This is a genomic window from Exiguobacterium sp. s194 (assembly GCF_018618275.1).
GTDB classification, from domain to species: domain Bacteria; phylum Bacillota; class Bacilli; order Exiguobacteriales; family Exiguobacteriaceae; genus Exiguobacterium; species Exiguobacterium chiriqhucha.
Window position 1 is genome coordinate 1 of record NZ_JACSLT010000009.1, and the last position, 16,419, is coordinate 16,419.

Annotated in this window: 17 protein-coding genes and 2 other annotated features; of the genes, 4 read left to right on the forward strand and 13 right to left on the reverse strand. The window is 52.8% G+C overall.

The features are described from left to right. Positions 1-140: 140 nt before the first annotated feature. The 4 genes from KNP85_RS11635 to pta all read right to left on the reverse strand — a co-directional run bounded on the left by KNP85_RS11635 (position 141) and on the right by pta (position 2,426). Positions 141-329, reverse strand: coding sequence for a hypothetical protein (locus KNP85_RS11635; protein ID WP_138858686.1), 189 nt, complete (start codon positions 327-329; stop codon positions 141-143). Next, on the reverse strand, positions 305-604 hold the full coding sequence (locus KNP85_RS11640; RefSeq protein WP_021066010.1) for a rhodanese-like domain-containing protein: 300 nt from the start codon (positions 602-604) through the stop codon (positions 305-307). Before KNP85_RS11640 ends, KNP85_RS11635 begins: the two co-directional genes overlap by 25 nt. Before the next feature lie 36 nt (positions 605-640). After that, complete coding sequence (locus KNP85_RS11645) at positions 641-1,360, reverse strand: DUF2711 family protein (protein ID WP_214803160.1); 720 nt, start codon at positions 1,358-1,360, stop codon at positions 641-643. A gap of 76 nt (positions 1,361-1,436) precedes the next feature. Continuing rightward, entirely contained in the window at positions 1,437-2,426 is a 990-nt protein-coding gene (gene pta, locus KNP85_RS11650; protein ID WP_029594589.1) for a phosphate acetyltransferase, read from the reverse strand. A gap of 338 nt (positions 2,427-2,764) precedes the next feature. Between pta and hemQ the strand changes: the two genes are divergently transcribed. Then, on the forward strand, positions 2,765-3,538 hold the full coding sequence (hemQ, locus tag KNP85_RS11655; protein ID WP_021066007.1) for a hydrogen peroxide-dependent heme synthase: 774 nt from the start codon (positions 2,765-2,767) through the stop codon (positions 3,536-3,538). Between the two features lie 239 nt (positions 3,539-3,777). Here the strand turns inward: hemQ and KNP85_RS11660 are convergent, their stop codons facing one another. Continuing rightward, a complete protein-coding gene (locus KNP85_RS11660) occupies positions 3,778-4,713 on the reverse strand; it encodes an ATP-grasp domain-containing protein (RefSeq protein ID WP_021066005.1) in 936 nt (311 codons plus the stop codon). Between the two features lie 154 nt (positions 4,714-4,867). Here KNP85_RS11660 and KNP85_RS11665 point away from each other — a divergent pair, with 154 nt between their 5' ends. Together KNP85_RS11665 and KNP85_RS11670 are read left to right on the forward strand one after the other, a co-directional pair. After that, positions 4,868-6,364, forward strand: a complete 1,497-nt coding sequence (locus KNP85_RS11665; protein ID WP_031199977.1) for a potassium/proton antiporter — start codon at positions 4,868-4,870, stop codon at positions 6,362-6,364. Between the two features lie 113 nt (positions 6,365-6,477). Next, positions 6,478-6,921 (forward strand): Hsp20/alpha crystallin family protein, encoded by a 444-nt coding sequence (locus tag KNP85_RS11670; protein WP_214719152.1) that lies wholly within the window; start codon positions 6,478-6,480, stop codon positions 6,919-6,921. A gap of 26 nt (positions 6,922-6,947) precedes the next feature. Here the strand turns inward: KNP85_RS11670 and trpA are convergent, their stop codons facing one another. The 5 genes from trpA to trpD are packed head-to-tail and all read right to left on the reverse strand — an operon-like array spanning position 6,948 to position 11,182. Beyond that, positions 6,948-7,724 (reverse strand): tryptophan synthase subunit alpha, encoded by a 777-nt coding sequence (gene trpA, locus KNP85_RS11675; protein ID WP_214803163.1) that lies wholly within the window; start codon positions 7,722-7,724, stop codon positions 6,948-6,950. After that, complete coding sequence (gene trpB / locus KNP85_RS11680; RefSeq protein WP_214803166.1) at positions 7,724-8,905, reverse strand: tryptophan synthase subunit beta; 1,182 nt, start codon at positions 8,903-8,905, stop codon at positions 7,724-7,726. Before trpB ends, trpA begins: the two co-directional genes overlap by 1 nt. After that, the gene (locus tag KNP85_RS11685; protein WP_214803169.1) at positions 8,887-9,459 is read right to left on the reverse strand and encodes a phosphoribosylanthranilate isomerase; all 573 of its coding nucleotides are present in this window, start codon (positions 9,457-9,459) and stop codon (positions 8,887-8,889) included. Before KNP85_RS11685 ends, trpB begins: the two co-directional genes overlap by 19 nt. Next, on the reverse strand, positions 9,435-10,196 hold the full coding sequence (gene trpC / locus KNP85_RS11690; protein ID WP_058764941.1) for an indole-3-glycerol phosphate synthase TrpC: 762 nt from the start codon (positions 10,194-10,196) through the stop codon (positions 9,435-9,437). Before trpC ends, KNP85_RS11685 begins: the two co-directional genes overlap by 25 nt. Next, a complete protein-coding gene (gene trpD / locus KNP85_RS11695; RefSeq protein WP_214803172.1) occupies positions 10,193-11,182 on the reverse strand; it encodes an anthranilate phosphoribosyltransferase in 990 nt (329 codons plus the stop codon). Before trpD ends, trpC begins: the two co-directional genes overlap by 4 nt. 56 nt (positions 11,183-11,238) lie before the next feature. Further along, positions 11,239-11,463: a binding site (T-box leader), on the reverse strand. Between the two features lie 50 nt (positions 11,464-11,513). Continuing rightward, positions 11,514-11,743: a binding site (T-box leader), on the reverse strand. A gap of 189 nt (positions 11,744-11,932) precedes the next feature. On the opposite strand from trpD, the gene KNP85_RS11700 reads away from it, so the two are divergent. Further along, positions 11,933-13,300: an amino acid permease gene (locus KNP85_RS11700; RefSeq protein ID WP_412778522.1), complete on the forward strand. Its 1,368-nt coding sequence runs from the start codon at positions 11,933-11,935 to the stop codon at positions 13,298-13,300. Positions 13,301-13,395: 95 nt separating this feature from the next. Here KNP85_RS11700 and KNP85_RS11705 read toward each other — a convergent pair whose 3' ends face one another. The 3 genes from KNP85_RS11705 to KNP85_RS11715 form a co-directional block, all read right to left on the reverse strand. Then, positions 13,396-14,928 (reverse strand): murein hydrolase activator EnvC family protein, encoded by a 1,533-nt coding sequence (locus KNP85_RS11705; RefSeq protein ID WP_214803175.1) that lies wholly within the window; start codon positions 14,926-14,928, stop codon positions 13,396-13,398. 459 nt (positions 14,929-15,387) lie between these two features. After that, positions 15,388-15,753, reverse strand: a complete 366-nt coding sequence (locus KNP85_RS11710) for a DUF423 domain-containing protein (protein ID WP_021065995.1) — start codon at positions 15,751-15,753, stop codon at positions 15,388-15,390. A gap of 13 nt (positions 15,754-15,766) precedes the next feature. After that, the gene (locus KNP85_RS11715; protein ID WP_021065994.1) at positions 15,767-16,372 is read right to left on the reverse strand and encodes a trimeric intracellular cation channel family protein; all 606 of its coding nucleotides are present in this window, start codon (positions 16,370-16,372) and stop codon (positions 15,767-15,769) included. Positions 16,373-16,419: the final 47 nt, after the last annotated feature.

Genomic DNA, 16,419 nt, shown 5'->3' on the forward strand with positions numbered 1-16,419 from the left:
TACTTAACTTACTACAACGAAGAACGTATCCAAGAAAAATTAGGCTACCTCACACCGATAAAATATGGTGTGGCGGCAGCCTAATCAAGGTGTTTTTATTAGTGTCTCATATAGCTAGGTCAGTCTACTTCACTCGTTTTTTATAGACTTTGGACGAGCTGAATCGTCAACATCATGACGATGACGATGAGCCAGACAGCCCAGACGAGCCTCCATTTATCGCCATCGACTCGTTTGACGAACGTATAGACGGTCAAATAGAGTGCGATTAACAGCGGGATGACGACCCATGGATTGTCGAGCATCACGCCTCGATATCGCCGTCCCACGCGAGCATGCCGCCTTCGACGTTGACGACCTTATAGCCTTCCGACTCCAAATAGTCGCATGCCGTCACACTGCGGCCGCCTGAGCGGCAGATGACGTGATAAACGTTATCTTTCGCGAGCTTGTCCGTGACGCCAGGAAATTCAGACAGCGGATAGAGCGGCACGTGCGGGATATGGCCCGCGTCGTACTCGTCTTGTTCGCGCACGTCAATGATATGGAGCGTTTCGCCGTTCTCAAGCTTTTCACGTAATTCAGTTGCATGGATGTTTTGCATGGTAGTTCCCCCTTAATAGTGTTGTCCCCTACTAGTTTACCTCAGTTTTCGATCAAGCAAACTCCAATTGATTGTCGTGTTTTCATCACAATAGAAGCCTTCGAGTTCGCACCGCTCGACCACCTGCTCGACCCAAGCTCGGCTGCCACAAATCAACGTGAAATGGCTATCCCAAGGCGGTACGATGAGCCAATCATGTTGATGTCCGAAGAACGTCCGATGACGCATCCCCCACGTATCGGAGGTTAGCGTCTCCCGAATGTTGATGAGATGCCGTTCCGTGCAGAACTCGTCTCCGCTCCACATCCACTCTTCTCCCATCTCAAGAAGTGCTCGTAACACCTGATTCTCTAAAAGATTCGACAGCTCCCCTTCGCCTGGTGGAAGTACGTTCTCGCGATTGCAAAATTCGATGATTCGATTCGCACCTTCTTGATCTTCGGCGTGCGGTTTCAGCGCCGCAATCATCGTCCGGAGTGCGTGATCGATGCGTTTGATGTCATCGAAATCAAGTCGGCGGCGCATATCTGCCCATGTTATGGCCCGAAATTGCTGTTCGACCTCGTTTTTATCCAACTCGACATAACGGTCAACCGCGGTCGGGTCGTCTTTCGGGACCAGAAACGGATGAAACACGACGAATACTGTTTCGAACACCCCTTTGTAATACGTTTTAATTGGATAATCATCCCCGCCACCGAACATGGCGTACCGATGCCCTTCCGGCAATGTGATGATGCCTTCCTCTTCATCCATTTCCTCGCCCCCTTTTCCAATAGTTTACAATGTGACCACAAAAAAAGCATCCTCCGCTCAGGAAGGATGCTGCGACTTACGCTTCGTTGCGCTCGTCGATGGCTTGTGCCGCTGTGATGAGCGTCAATTTATAGACGTCCTCTTCGTTACAGCCACGCGACAAGTCGTTGACCGGCTTGTTGAGACCTTGAAGGATTGGTCCGATCGCTTCGAATCCGCCGAAACGTTGAACCATCTTGTAGCCAATGTTTCCGGCTTCGAGGCTTGGGAAGACGAAGACGTTCGCATTTCCGGCTACTTCAGAGCCTGGTGCTTTCTTCGCCGCCACGCTCGGTACGAACGCCGCATCGAATTGAAGTTCGCCGTCGATTGGAAGGTTTGGCGCCTTCTCTTTGGCGAGACGTGTCGCTTCGATGACTTTTTCTGTCTCTGGCGACTTCGCTGATCCTTTTGTCGAGAAGCTGAGGAGCGCGACTTGCGGCTCGATGCCGAACGTCTTCGCTGTCAACGCTGACAAGTAGGCGTTCTCGGCGAGGTCAGCCGCATCCGGTGCGATGTTGATGGCGCAGTCCGAGAAGACGTACTGCTCGTCGTCACGTACCATGATGAAGACGCCTGACGTCTTTTTGATGCCTGTTTGCATCTTGATGATTTGAAGGGCCGGACGGACCGTATCGGCAGTCGCATGCATCGCACCTGAGACGAGACCTTCTGCTTTTCCTGTGTGGACGAGCATCGTACCGAAGTAGTTCACGTCTGACGACAACAATTCACGTGCCTGTTCCGGTGTCGCTTTACCTTTGCGGCGCTCAACGAACGATTCGACGAGTGTATCGATGTCTTCGTACGTCGCTGGGTCGTATTGCGTCAAACCTGAGATGTCAAAGCCGTGCTTCGAAGCGACCGCTTCGAGTTCAGCTTTTGGTCCGATGACGATCGGTTCAACCATGCCATCATTTTTCAAACGGACAGCGGCACCGAGGACGCGCTCATCGATCCCTTCTGGGAAGACGATGGTCGGGCGAATCGGGCTGACTTTTTGTTTCAACGTGTCAAATAGTTTCATAGTGAATGAACTCCTTTTCGATTAGAAGAAATCGGATTTTTTCTCTCTCGGACGCTCTCGTCCATATGCGAGTTTTATTATACACAGTACGATTTTTAAAATAAACTATTCTGCCCATTTCGTCATAAATCGCTTGAAATCAATCATTATATGAATAGAACAGTTTACCATTTCCGACTGATACAGCCCATTGTGAAGCCGTTTTCAAAAATCTTGCTCCCTATCTCTTTACCCCGCCCGGAGTGTGACTATCCTCACGGCGGCGTCAAATTTGCCAGACGGTCAAACGTGTATGGTAAAATAGTCAGCGAAGCCTAGTCTCGAAAGGAGTTTTTTTAATGTCAGAACGTCCAGCACCGACAACCGAAACGCAACACGCAGCCGCCACGTTAGACGGTTGGTATACGCTCCATGATTTCCGCTCCATCGATTGGACTCGTTTAAAAGCAGTCGACCCAACCGCCCGTCAAGAGATGATTGACGAGTTCGTCGCCTTCCTCGGCTCACTCGAAGAGGTCGAGACACGCGGTGAAGGAAGCCATGCCTTTTACTCGATCCTTGGTCAAAAGGCGGACGTCGTCTTGATGGTCCTTCGTCCGACGTTCAAAGAGCTCGAGCAAGTCGAACTCGCTCTTCGGAAGACGAAATTGTACGATTACATGATTCCAAGCTATTCATACGTGTCTGTCATCGAACTCGGCATGTATCGAGGTTCTGGAGACGGTGACCCGTACGAGAACCCTCACATTCGGGCCCGCCTCTATCCGACACTCCCGAAAGCGGCCCACATCTGCTTCTACCCGATGAGCAAGGCTCGTCGCGACGGGGACAACTGGTACACGTTGTCGATGGATGAGCGCAAAGACCTCATGTATCGCCACAGCATGATCGGCCGCAGCTACGCCGGCAAGATTCAACAGTTCATCGGCGGTTCGACCGGTTTTGACGGTTGGGAGTGGGGCGTCACCTTGTTTGCGGAAGACTCGCTCCAATTCAAAAAGATCGTCTATGAGATGCGTTTTGATGAAGTCAGTGCCAAATATGGCGAGTTCGGCGACTTTTATGTCGGGAACATCCTTCCAAAAGAAGAACTCGGCACATTCCTCGGGTAATCGAGGTTTACGCTATCATGCCCTCGGGAATCATTGTTGTAGAAGCAACATAACAATGATCAATGAGGTGAACAACGATGCGCGTGTTCAAGGAATCAGATCGAGACACTGCGAAACGTTTAGATTCGTTCATCGAACGAATGGCACCGACAGCAGAATTAGTCCAACTTCGATTTGAACAACAATTACAACATACACAGCGAAAGGGTCAGGCAAAAGCCTGACCCTTTCTTCTGTCTTTATTTCGTCGTGACCGCCAAGGCGTCCCCAAGGAACGTCGCAAGTTCGAGCATACCGTACTGCCCCGCTTTCGCTTCGGCGTCAGAATTATAGTTCGTGTTCGTGTTGACGTCATACGCGTAGACGTTCCCGTCCGCGTCTTCGATGATTTCAATCCCGGCGACCGCAATCTCGTTCTTCTGGAGGAACGTTTCCAACTGTTCGATGATTGGGTCATTGAATCCTTCGACGATTTCAAACTTCGCCGGTGGTGTCTCGCCGACCGGGCAGAACTGGTCTTCAATCGAGCAGGCGTCGGCCGGACAGAGTTCGAAACCGTCTGACGTATCGACACGCACCGCGTAAACGAATTTACCACCGATGAACTCACAGCGTGTGATGTACGGTTTGGGCGCCTCGATATATTGTTGGATGAGCGTTATCCCGTCAATCGATTCCTCGAACGTCGGACCCTCGACGTATGCCTTCAACGCATCGATCGAATGGAACAGTTGAACACCGAGTCCTTTGCCGGCTCGGTTATGTTTCGTGATGAACGGCGTCATCCCGAGCTTCTCGGCCGCCTCGATGATTTGCTTCTTCCCGACGGCTGCCACTGTCTTCGGTACACGAATTCCTTCTCGTTGAAGCGCCGTATACTGATTGACCTTGCTCACTTCGAGCCGAATCGCCCGCGTCCCGTTGAAGACGGTCCGTCCGTTCGCTTCGAGCCATGCGAGCACCCCTTCCGTCAGTTCCGGCGCGTAGCGGTGACCCCGCGTATGCGACGACGCGCTCATCCGGTTGTAAAACACACCTTCCGGCGGTTCGCTCGCCAAGTCGATCGTCCCTTGATCGAGGTGCCACAGTTCATACGGCAATGATAATTCTTCGAGTCGTCGGACGAGATGGTTCGTCCATTCGTTGTTTTCATGGAGCACGTGAATTTTAGTCATGTGAATCCCCCTTTTTGATGCCCCTACTGTACCACATCTATATCCGATTATTCCAATGTGCATAATTCTCGATGCGTCATTTCTTAATTCATAACCATTTCATGGTATAATGAACTTAATAATACATGTAAATATCAACGTGAAAAAGGAAGTGATGTGTTTGACCGCACCGATTTTGAGTACTGATATTTTGATTCTATTATTCGGTCTGCTACTTGTCGCCGGCGTGTTGGCCACACGCGTATCGACGCGTTTCGGCTTACCTGCCCTGATTTTGTTCATGGGCATCGGCATGCTGATGGGCAGCGATATTACTGGGCTGATTTTCTTCGATGACACCAATCTCGCTCAAATGATTGGGGTCGCGGCCCTCGTCGTCATCTTGTTCGAAGGTGGCTTACAGACGAAATGGTCGTCAATCCGGAGCGTGCTCGCCCCGTCCGCTTCACTCGCTACGATTGGCGTGCTGTTGACGACCGGGCTCATCGCTGTGGCCGTTCGTTTCGTATTTGGCTTCGACTGGGTGGAATCTTTCCTATTTGGCGCCATCATCGGCTCTACTGACGCGGCTGCTGTTTTCGCCGCCTTCAAAGGAAAGAATATCTCACCGAAAGTTGGTTCGACACTCGAAGCTGAGTCCGGCACGAATGACCCTATGGCGATGTTCTTGACGATTCTCGCCCTCGACTTCATGTTAAAACCCGACACGACGATTTGGGACGGTATTTGGATGTTCATCCTGCAAATCATTGTCGGCGCGTTCGTCGGTTACATGCTCGGAAACTTGTCCCGACTCATGCTTAACCATTTGCGTCTCGAGTCGAGTGGTCTGCATGCTGTCCTCATGATTTCAATGGCCTTCATGACCTATGGGGTCGCTGCTTACTTTGCAGGCAGTGGATTACTTGCCGTCTATCTCGCCGCGATGATTGTTGGGAATGCGCACACGGCCCATGAAGTGACAATCGTTCAATTCTCTGAGGCTTTGGCCTGGATCATGCAAATCATCATGTTCGTCATCCTCGGTCTGCTTGTCTTCCCGAGACAGTTGCTTGACCCCGAGCTCATCTGGAAAGGGTTATTGATTTCATTCATCCTGATGTTCATCGCCCGGCCGATTGCCGTCTATTTATCGACAATCAAGATGCAGTTTACCCACAAAGAAAAACTGTTTATCTCGTGGGCCGGACTAAAAGGCGCCGTGCCGATTGTCCTCGCTACGTTCCCGCTCATCGCAGGCATCGACAACGCCCAATTGATTTTCAACGCCGTCTTCTTCGTCGTCGTGACGAGTGCCTTGATTCAAGGAACGACATTGACACCGCTCGCGGCGAAACTCGATTTGCTCGGACCGGATAAAATCCGCTCACCATACACGATCGCACTCGTCTCGAGCAAGCAATCGCAACATCAGCTCGTCCCTTACGTGGCGACCGAAGAATCATCAATGATTGGCAAAACGCTCGCCGATATCACCTTGCCACCGAACACGGTCGTGAATGCAATCGTCCGTCAAGACTATCTCATCCCGCCGACGGGCCAGACGAAAATCGAGCCAGGCGACTTGTTATACGTCCTCGCCTCGACGTATCGCCACGACCAACTCGACCGCAAGTTCGGGGAAGACGGGTTAGAACGCGTCGAATTGTGACCCTCTTTTCTTCATCGAACTGTCACGTCAATTACGTTTATCCTTAGCTAAAAACGGAGAGAGTAAAAGTGACAACACTTCTACTCTGTCCGTTTTTTGAAGGGGGAATTTGTATGTTCGATTTGACGCCATTCCGGAAGAACGAGCTCGATCGATTGCGCAAAGATTTGTTCGGCGACGTCTTTGATCGGATGAATCAACTGTTCGATCCGAAAGACGGCGCGACGTCGTTCCTCGACTCGTTCAAACTCGACGTCCGGGACCAGGACGGCCAATACGTCATCGAGGCCGAGATGCCAGGCATCAAAAAAGATAACATTCACATCCGCTACGACAAAGACTATCTCATCCTCTCGGTCGACCAACGTGAAGAGAAAGCAGAAGACAAAGACTACGTCTATCGGGAACGCCGCGTCACATCGATGCAACGTTCACTCTATCTACCGAACGTGAAAGAAGATGCCATCAAAGCGAAACTGTCAGACGGCGTGCTCCACTTGACCGTACCGAAAGCCGATGACGGCTCGAGCACCCGTACCATTGAAATCGAAGAATAAATAAGGATCGTGCCGAGGCACGACCCTTATTTTTTTGCGTTGACCGTCCGCGCCGATGCAATCAACGTGGCCACGTCCTGTTCACGTCCCGCATGGAGCGCCTCGACGATGAAACTACCGACGACGACCCCGTCACAGGCTGACCCGAGCGTCCGGACCTGATCAGTGCGATGGACACCAAAACCGGCGAGCACCGGTACGGGCGAACGTGCCGTCAACGAACGCAAGTGCTCAAGTAACTCATCCGGGAACACGTCCGTCTTCCCAGTCGTCCCTTTGAGCGTCACCGCATAGACGAATCCTTCCGCCTGATCCAGAATCGTGTCGATGCGGGTCTGACTGCTCGTCAACGTGACGAGCGGTACGACCGCGACTCCGTGACGATCGATGCCAGCGAACAAATCGAGGCTCTCTTCAAACGGCAAATCGGGAATGATGACGCCGCTGACCCCAGACGCTGCCGCTCGCTCGAAGAAGCGCTCGACCCCGAACCGGAACACCGGATTCAAGTACGTCATCAGGACGATCGGCACCGAAAAACGACCCGTTCCTTCTATTAAACGGTCCAACACGTCCGTCAACGTCACACCTTGTTCGAGGGCGCGCATTCCAGCCGCCTCGATGATGGGACCGTCTGCCACCGGATCCGAGAATGGAATCCCGAGTTCGATGGCCGTCGCTCCCATCGCTTCTAGCCGTTCAATCGTCGGAATCAAGTGATCGAGTCCGCCGTCCCCGGCCATGATGTACGGGACGAACGCCGTCCCTTCACTCCGCTGTCGAATCGCTTCATCTAATCTCATCATTGAGTCACCCTTTCTCGAATCGTATGAACATCCTTATCCCCGCGACCAGATAGACAGATGACGAGCACGTCGTCCTCGTCCATCGTTTGGGCGAGCGTTTCCGCATAAGCGAGCGCATGCGACGACTCAAGTGCCGGAATAATCCCTTCTTGACGGCTGAGCGACATGCAGGCTGCGAGTGCGTCCTCGTCCGTGACCGCCGCGTAGCGGACCCGTTCGATATCTTTCAAGAAGCTGTGTTCTGGTCCGACACCCGGATAATCGAGTCCGGCCGAAATCGAGTGGGCTTCCTGGATTTGCCCGGCTGCGTCCTGGAGCACATACATGAGCGACCCGTGAAGCACCCCGACCTCGCCCTTCGTGAGCGTTGCCGCATGCTTGTCCGTGTCGACACCGCTCCCTGCTGCCTCGACACCGTATAAGGCGACTGTTTCGTCATTCAAGAACGGATAGAACATGCCCATCGCATTGCTACCGCCGCCTACACAGGCAACGACCGCGTCAGGGAGACGACCTGTCTTCTCGAGCACTTGACGACGTGTCTCTGTCCCGATAACGCTTTGGAAATCGCGGACCATCGTCGGGAACGGGTGCGGTCCGAGCACCGACCCCATCACGTAATGCGTGTCATCGACATGTTTGACCCAGTAACGGAGCGCCTCGTTGACGGCATCTTTTAACGTTCGACTCCCCGACTTAACAGGAACGACTTTTGCACCGAGTAACTCCATTCGAAATACGTTCAATTCTTGACGTTCGACGTCGACCTCACCCATGAAAATCGTACATTCGAGATTGAGCAGCGCACATACCGTCGCCGTAGCGACCCCGTGCTGTCCCGCGCCTGTTTCGGCGACGACTTTTTGTTTGCCCATTCGTTTGGCAAGGAGCGCCTGGCCGATCGTGTTGTTGATTTTGTGGGCACCGGTATGGTTCAAATCTTCTCGTTTTAAATAGACATTCGTCCCGAGGCGGCGGCTCATGTTCTCCGCATAATAGAGTGGCGTTTCCCGTCCTACATACTCACTGAGGAGATCAGCGAAACGTTCCTGGAATTCAGGGTCTTGTTTCGCTTCCTCGTAAGCCACTTCGAGCTCTTCGACTGCTTGCATGAGCGTCTCAGGGATATATTTTCCGCCATATGGTCCAAACTTTCCGTTCACTGGTTGTGTATACATTGTGTTTCCTCCTTGGCGCGTCGGATGAACGCGCGAATCTTATCGTGATCTTTCTGTCCGTTCGTCTCCACACCACTCGAGACATCGACGCCGTCCGGTCGCATGGCGCGAATCGCCGCACCGACATTGTCGACATTCAATCCACCGGCGAGCCAAAACGTCTGTTCCGGCCGTTCGAGCGTCGCCCAATCAAGCGTCTGCCCACTGCCCGGCGTCGGCGCGTCGAGTAAAATGATGTCGGCCTCCGACTCGTGATCCGCTTCGATGATCGGGAGACCGAACTGACGGAACGTTTCAAGCGGCCGTGTCCGGCGGTGTAATTGGATATCGGTCAACCCGCAAGCGACGGCAGCTTCGACCTCTTTGATTGTTGGATCGAGAAATACGCCGACGACTCGGACATCTTCCGGGATGAACCCCCGAAGCCGTTGCGCCGTCGCGATGTCGATTTGGCGCGAACTGTTCGCAAAGACGAATCCGATAGCGTCCGCTCCGGCCTCGATCGCCGTCGCGACACTCGCTTCCGTCGTCAATCCACATATTTTAACGAACATGATGTCAACTCCTCAATCAAGGCTGTCGGGTCGTCCTGTCGCATGAGCGCCTCCCCGACGAGAATCGCTCGGGCCCCGGCCGTCTGTAACCGACGGGCCGCCTCGCCTGTGCTGACGCCGCTCTCGCTGACGAACGCGACATCTGGATACTTCGTCATCAAGTCGACCGACGTGTCGAGCGAGACCTCGAACGTCTTCAAGTTTCGATTGTTGATGCCAATCAACACATCGCCCAGTTCGAGCGCCGTCTGGAGCTCGGCCTCATCATGAACTTCGACAAGCACGTCGAGGCCGATGGACCGCGCATACTGTTTTAACGTATGAAGCCGGCTCGGATGGAGCGCAGCAACAATCAATAGTGCCGCACTCGCTCCAGCTTCCTTCGCCCGGTCGAGCTGTCGTTCATCGATGATAAAGTCTTTGCAGAGGACTGGGATCTCAACAGCGGCCGCGACATCACGCAAGTCGTTGAACGAACCGTTGAAGTAGGTCGTATCCGTCAAAACGGAAATCATTGTCGCCCCTGCCTGTTCATACGTGCGGGCCCGGCTCACGACGTCCACTTCTTGGCGAATCACTCCTTTTGACGGGGAGGACCGCTTAATTTCGGCGATGACATGAAAGCCGTCCTTCATTAAAAGCGGTAATGAGATGGCTGTCGTCCGCGTCACCTCGATGTCTTCCATCTGATTGACCTCTTCGATTTTCGTTCCGATGATTTTCGTCAAGTAGCTCATGCGCCAACCTCCGTTCGTTGTAGTTGCTTGAGCACGCGGATGGCGTGCCCTTCATCAATGCTTGCCGTTGCCACAGCGACGCCTTCGCGAAGCGTTTGGACCGTCCCATACGTGCAGAGGGCGAGCGCGGCGTTCAATAAGACGACGTCTCGCGCCGGTCCCTTCTCTCCGTTCAAGACGGCGAGGAGCGTCGCCGCATTCTCAGCTGGTGTTCCGCCTTGGAGAGCCGACAGCGGAGCTCGCATCAATCCGACGTCGCGCGGGTCGACGGTGTAGCGGGCCACTTTGTCGCCGTTGAAGAACAAGACGTCGTTTCTCCCAGCGAGACTCGCTTCATCCAGCCCGCCTGCCCCATGGACGACCATTCCGCGCTCGACGCCGAGGTGGCGCATCGCCGTCGCCATCTTCTCGATGAGTGATGGATGGTACACGCCGATCAATTGCCGCTTCGGCTTGAGCGGGTTCGTCAACGGGCCGATTTGATTAAAGATCGTCGCCGTTGCAAGTCGTTTCCGGACCGGCATGACATGTTTCATGACCGGATGGATGTGTTGGGCGAACAAGAAACTTAAGTTCGTCCGCTCGAGGTCGGCGAGCATCGCCTCATGACTTTGGACAATCGGAATATTCAATGACTCGAGGACGTCGGCACTGCCTGACCGGCTCGACACGCTGCGATTCCCATGTTTGGCGACTGGGATGTTGAGCCCCGCTAAGACGAACGCGACCGTCGAGCTGATGTTGAACGTGTTCGCCCCGTCACCGCCTGTGCCACAGACGTCGAGCACAGGGAGCGTCGTCTCGGGGAACGTTGCCGCCTCACGAATATAGTCAGCGAGTCCGGCCATCTCCTCAGCCGTCTCACCGCGCGCTTTCATGGCGAGTAACACCTCGGCGATTTGCGCTTCATCGGCTTGGAACAGCTCGGCCGCTGCCAGTTTCATTTCATTCGTCGTCAATGGGTTCGTCAATAGTCGTGTTAACATGTCCGTTCCTCCTCAAGCATTTTGGGTATAAAAAAACTCCATACGACGTCTGTCGTATGGAGGACGGTATGGACCGCGGTGCCACCTCTCGTTGGATCGATTGATCCCACTTTCCGATGCTATCACATCGTATCCCGATAACGGAGGAAACCGTCATGACCTACTTGATTCAGCCATGCTCTCATGAGCCCATTCACATGATGGCCTCGGCCGGGATCCCACCACCCCCGGCTCTCTGAACGAGACTTGTTCACGCTACTCTTCTCAATCACTGATTTATGATGTGTTGAAACGAAAAAGGGTTACCCGCCCGACTCATAGCTTGCGCTATGAGAAGGACGAGTAACCCCGTGGTGCCACCTTCGTTGGTTCCGTAGAACCCACTTCACGGACAAACATCCGCTTTCCCATGGTAACGGTGGGTGACCCGCTAAAGCCTACTAAAAGTTTCGGTTTAGAGCTCGGAAGTCCATTCGCGACGTCCCGCATACTGATTCACACCAACCATCAGCTCTCTGTCATACGGGGACCGTCGTTACTTCTCTTCGTCGACGCCTTTATTCGTTTCAATTAAGTTAACTCGTACTATACAGGTCGAGAAACCTCCTGTCAAACAAAAGCATGTAAAAAAACTTTGCTTCTATAGGTGCGGCCGAATCGATACCGTCTTTTACGATTTCGCGAGTTGACACTTGATTTTTTTGTCTGCTATAGTCGTCCCCAACAACACTTCACTCAACTAAAGGAGAATTGACTTTGGAAACTAGCAAATTAAAACGTGAACTGTCCACGCGGCAGTTGACGATGATTTCGCTCGGTAGCGCCATCGGGACGGGCCTCTTCCTCGGAAGCGGGCTCGCCATCCAAACGGCAGGACCGAGCGTGCTCGTCAGTTACGCCATCGGGGCGTTCATCGTCCTGTTACTGATGGGCTGTCTGGCTGAAATGACCGTCGCCCATCCGACTTCGGGCTCGTTCGGCACGATCGCCGAACGCTATGTCCATCCGCTCGCCGGCTTTTTGGTCCGCTACTCGTACTGGGTCGCCAACGTCCTCGCCATCGGCGTCGAAGTGAGCGCAATCGCCATCTATATGCGGTACTGGTTCCCCGACGTGAACGGATTCGTCTGGGTCGCCGTATTTGGCGGGTTGCTCATTTACGTCAACGCCCGGCACGTCCATACGTTCGGGACGACCGAATACTGGTTATCGTTCATCAAAGTGACGGCCATCATTCTGTTTATCGTCCTCGGTGCCGCCACGCTGTTCGGTCAACCCGGTTCACCAATCGAATCGATCACGACCGGCGATGAAGGTTTCTTCGCTTTCGGGTTTTACGGGATGTGGGTGACGATTTTCATCTCGCTCTTCAGTTTCCTCGGGACCGAGCTCGTCGCCGTCACGGCCGGCGAAGCGAAAGACCCGGACCGCGCCGTACCGAAAGCGTTGCGCGCGACTGTGTTCCGTCTGACGTTCTTTTATCTCATTACGATTGGGATCATGCTCATGCTCATCCCATGGCAACAGGCCGGCATCGATCAAAGCCCGTTCGTTCTCGTCATGCAACAATTCGACGTGCCTGGCGCCGCTGGAATTTTGAACTTCGTCATCTTGATCGCCGCCTTGTCGGCGATGAATGCACAGCTCTACGCTTCAACGCGAATGATGTATTCCCTCGCCGAGGCCGGTGATGCTCCGCGCATCTTTAAAAAAGTCAGCGCTAGCGGGATTCCAATGCCCGCCTTGCTCGTCTCAACAGGCGGGATCATTCTCGCGGCGTTGCTTCAAGTGTTCATGGAAACATCGTATCCATTCTTGATGGGCATCTCGATGTTCGGAGCCATCTTCACATGGTTCATGGTATTCGTCTCCCACTTGTTCTTCCGTAAGAAGTGGACAGGACGCAAATTACCGGTCCGCATGATCGGTTACCCGTTCTTGCCGTTACTCGGTGCCGGACTATTGCTCAGCCTCATGATCACAACATGGTTCACCGACTTCAATATTCTGCTCAAGTTCGGGATTCCATGGTTGGTCGGATTGACCGTCATCTATCTCGTCCGTGAGCGGTTCCGCAAAGCAAAGGATCAATCAGACGACATCGAGCAAGCCAACTGAAACAAGCGCCTGTCCGCAACGGATAGGCGCTTGTTTTTAGTTTTGCTGGGACACAAAGCGAGGACCTGTCACGATTGACGGGTCCTCGTTGAATATCAGAAGAACTGACGTGGGTTGACTGTGCTTCCCGCGCTCGTTCCTGAATATGAATAGCTTCCTTGGTGAATCTCGAAGTGAAGGTGCGGGCCTGAAGAGTTACCCGTGTTGCCGAGTCCACCGATGTTCGACCCTTGCGTCACACGTTGACCGGCGCTTACTGAGACCGAGTTCAAGTGTGCATAGACCGTCGTCCAGACTTGTCCGTTGATGACGTGGGCGATCATGACGTGATTCCCATATGCGCCACCCCAGCCTGCACGGATGACCGTTCCCGTTGCCGAGGCACGGATTGGTGTTCCGACAGGTCCAGCGATATCGACGCCGTTATGGAACGAGTAGCCGAATTGACCGCTTGCCGGTCCCCATCCTTGTGAGAAACGTCCCGTTGTCGGTTGAATGAACATTGCGCCCGATGGTGCCGGTGCCGATGTGGTCGGTGCCGTCGGAGCTGGTTTAGGCGCTGGTGCCGGCGCCGGCTTTGGTGTTGGCGCAGCCGGTTTCGGTGCCGGTGTGCTATTTTGTGTCGTCTGGTTTGAAGATGAAGACGACTGGGTATTATTGTTATTGTTCTGCTGTTTTTGAGCTGCTGCTCGTTCTGCCTCGGCTTTAGCCGCTGCCGCTCTTGCTTCTTCTGCTTGACGGGCCGCTGCTGCTTGCGCCGCTTCTGCTTGGCGAGCTTCTTCAGCTTTACGGGCTGCTTCTTGACGAGCCGCCTCTTCAGCACGACGACGCGCTTCTTCTTCCTCACGACGTTGCGCTTCAATCTCAGCCGCAATCGCTTCTTCTTGCGCGATTAACGTCGCTTCGATTTCTTGAAGGTCGAAGATTTGCGATTCGAATTTGATATTCTTGTCCTCGAGCTCTTTGATGCGAGCTTCGCGCTGTTTCATCTTCTTCTCGAGTTGAGCTTGACGTACTTCTAGCGCTTTTTGTTGCTTCAAGAGCGATGTGCGTTCTTCTTTAAGTGATGCTTGCGCTTCTTGTAACGATTGACGCGTCGCTTCATAGTCTTCAAACAACTCTTGGTCGCTTCGTTGAATCGTTCCGGCCGTGATCATCCGTGTGATCAAGTCCGAGAAGTTTTTCGAACCGAAGATGAACTCAGCCCAATTGATTGAGCCGCCGCCATTCGTTTGCATCGTGGCCATACGCTCTTTCATCATTGCTTCTTGAGCCTTCATCTTCTTCTCATAGCCTTTAATGTCAGCTTCGAGGTCTTCAATTTTCAACTCAGTACGCTTGATTTCTTGGCGTTTCGCTGCGACATCATTGATGATGTCTTGAAGCTGGGCATCCATCTTGTTGACTTCAGCTTGAACTTTCGAGATTTCATTTTTATTTTGCTTAATTTTCGAAGACGTATTCGATTGGTTCTGTTTGACGTTATTCCGTTGCTCTTGCACTTTCTTCTGCTGCTCTTGTTTCTCCTTGATTGACGTCGAGGCATCAGCCACCGAGTGCGTCCCAAGAAGAAGCGCGCTAAGCGTGAGTGTCGAGACGGTGCGTTTCCAATTGATCAATGGGGACATCCTTTCTATTGATGGGGTTAGGGTTCACGTACTATTTAAAGGTCAGTCGTTTTGCTATGTAACAAAAACGATTAATTTTTTAGTTTCAACACGACTAATTATATCGAAGTGTCGAATGTTTTCCTGTTAAAGTTATATTTCACTTTTATTACGACGAAGGGGTGGGAAACCTTATACGGCTCCCCACCCCTTTATATTTCAACATTTTTTCACTTTTCTTTTCTCGAAACATAGTTGTAATAATAGATGAAAATAGGAAATTATTGACCTTATATTAAAAAAGTATAATCCAGGTATTTTTCTAAGTCTAACCATTTCCAAAAAACGTAAAAAGGGCCTGTTTAGTCTCTCGCTCCAGGCGAAAAAGGCTAAACGGGCCAATTGTTCGTTGGTGTGGAGACAAGGGGTCTCACACTCCGAATGATACAGGAGGACTGTTAATCAGGTGTTAACGTTTGATTACAGTTTGAGCGCGCCAATGATGACGAACACCCAGGCCGCGATAAACAAGACGCCGCCAATCGGTGTGACCGCTCCGAGCTTCGTGATTCCGGTCAGCGCCATCACGTAAAGGCTCCCCGAGAAGAAGATGATTCCGGCGAACATGAGCCAGCCTGCCGTGCTGAACTGGCTGATGCTCACTTTCATCAAGACGCTCGCCAAGGCGATAATCCCGATGGCATGAATCATATGGTAGAGCACGCCTGTCTGCCAGTTCGCGAGCATGTTCGGTGTCAGACGTTCTTTCAAGGCGTGGGCCCCGAACGCACCGAACGCGACGCCGAGTGCCATCAAGGCAGCGCCGATGATCAGCAATACTTTCATACTAGTTTCCCCCTTATCGCACTTTGCGTGCAGGTAAATTCCACTTTCGATAGTAGGATATCACTCGAAGCGTCGCCACGACAATTAATAGCGCATACACCGCAAGCCCACCTTCGAGCCGGAAATAATACGTGACGACCGCGATGATGATGGCCCAAATCGCATATACTTCCGATTGTAAGACGAGCGGCTTACGGCCGGCCAACAAATCACGGACAACACCCCCGCCGACACCTGTCAAGACGGCAGCCGCAATCGCTGCCGATAATGGTAAATCGAGCTTGATGGCGACTTGTGCGCCTTGAAACGAAAAGGCGACAAGCCCAATCGCATCGACGATGACACCCCAGCGTTCCCAATGGGGCAAAACGACGCTCGGCAGCAGGAAGATGAGCAATGCGACAAGAAAACAAAGGATGAAGAGATCATTTTGTTGCCAAATCAAGCTGACGGGGTTGCCGAGCAAGACGTTTCGAATCGCTCCGCCGCCGAAGGCTGTCGTAAAGGCGAGCAACCATACCCCAAAAATATCATATTTCTCGTCCATCGCGATGATGGCGCCGCTCGCCGCGAACGCGATCGTCCCGACGACGTTGAGTAATTCCCACTCCATAAACATCCCTTGCCCTTTCTTGAAAGCATTCTGTGGTAAAGTTAAGATACAAA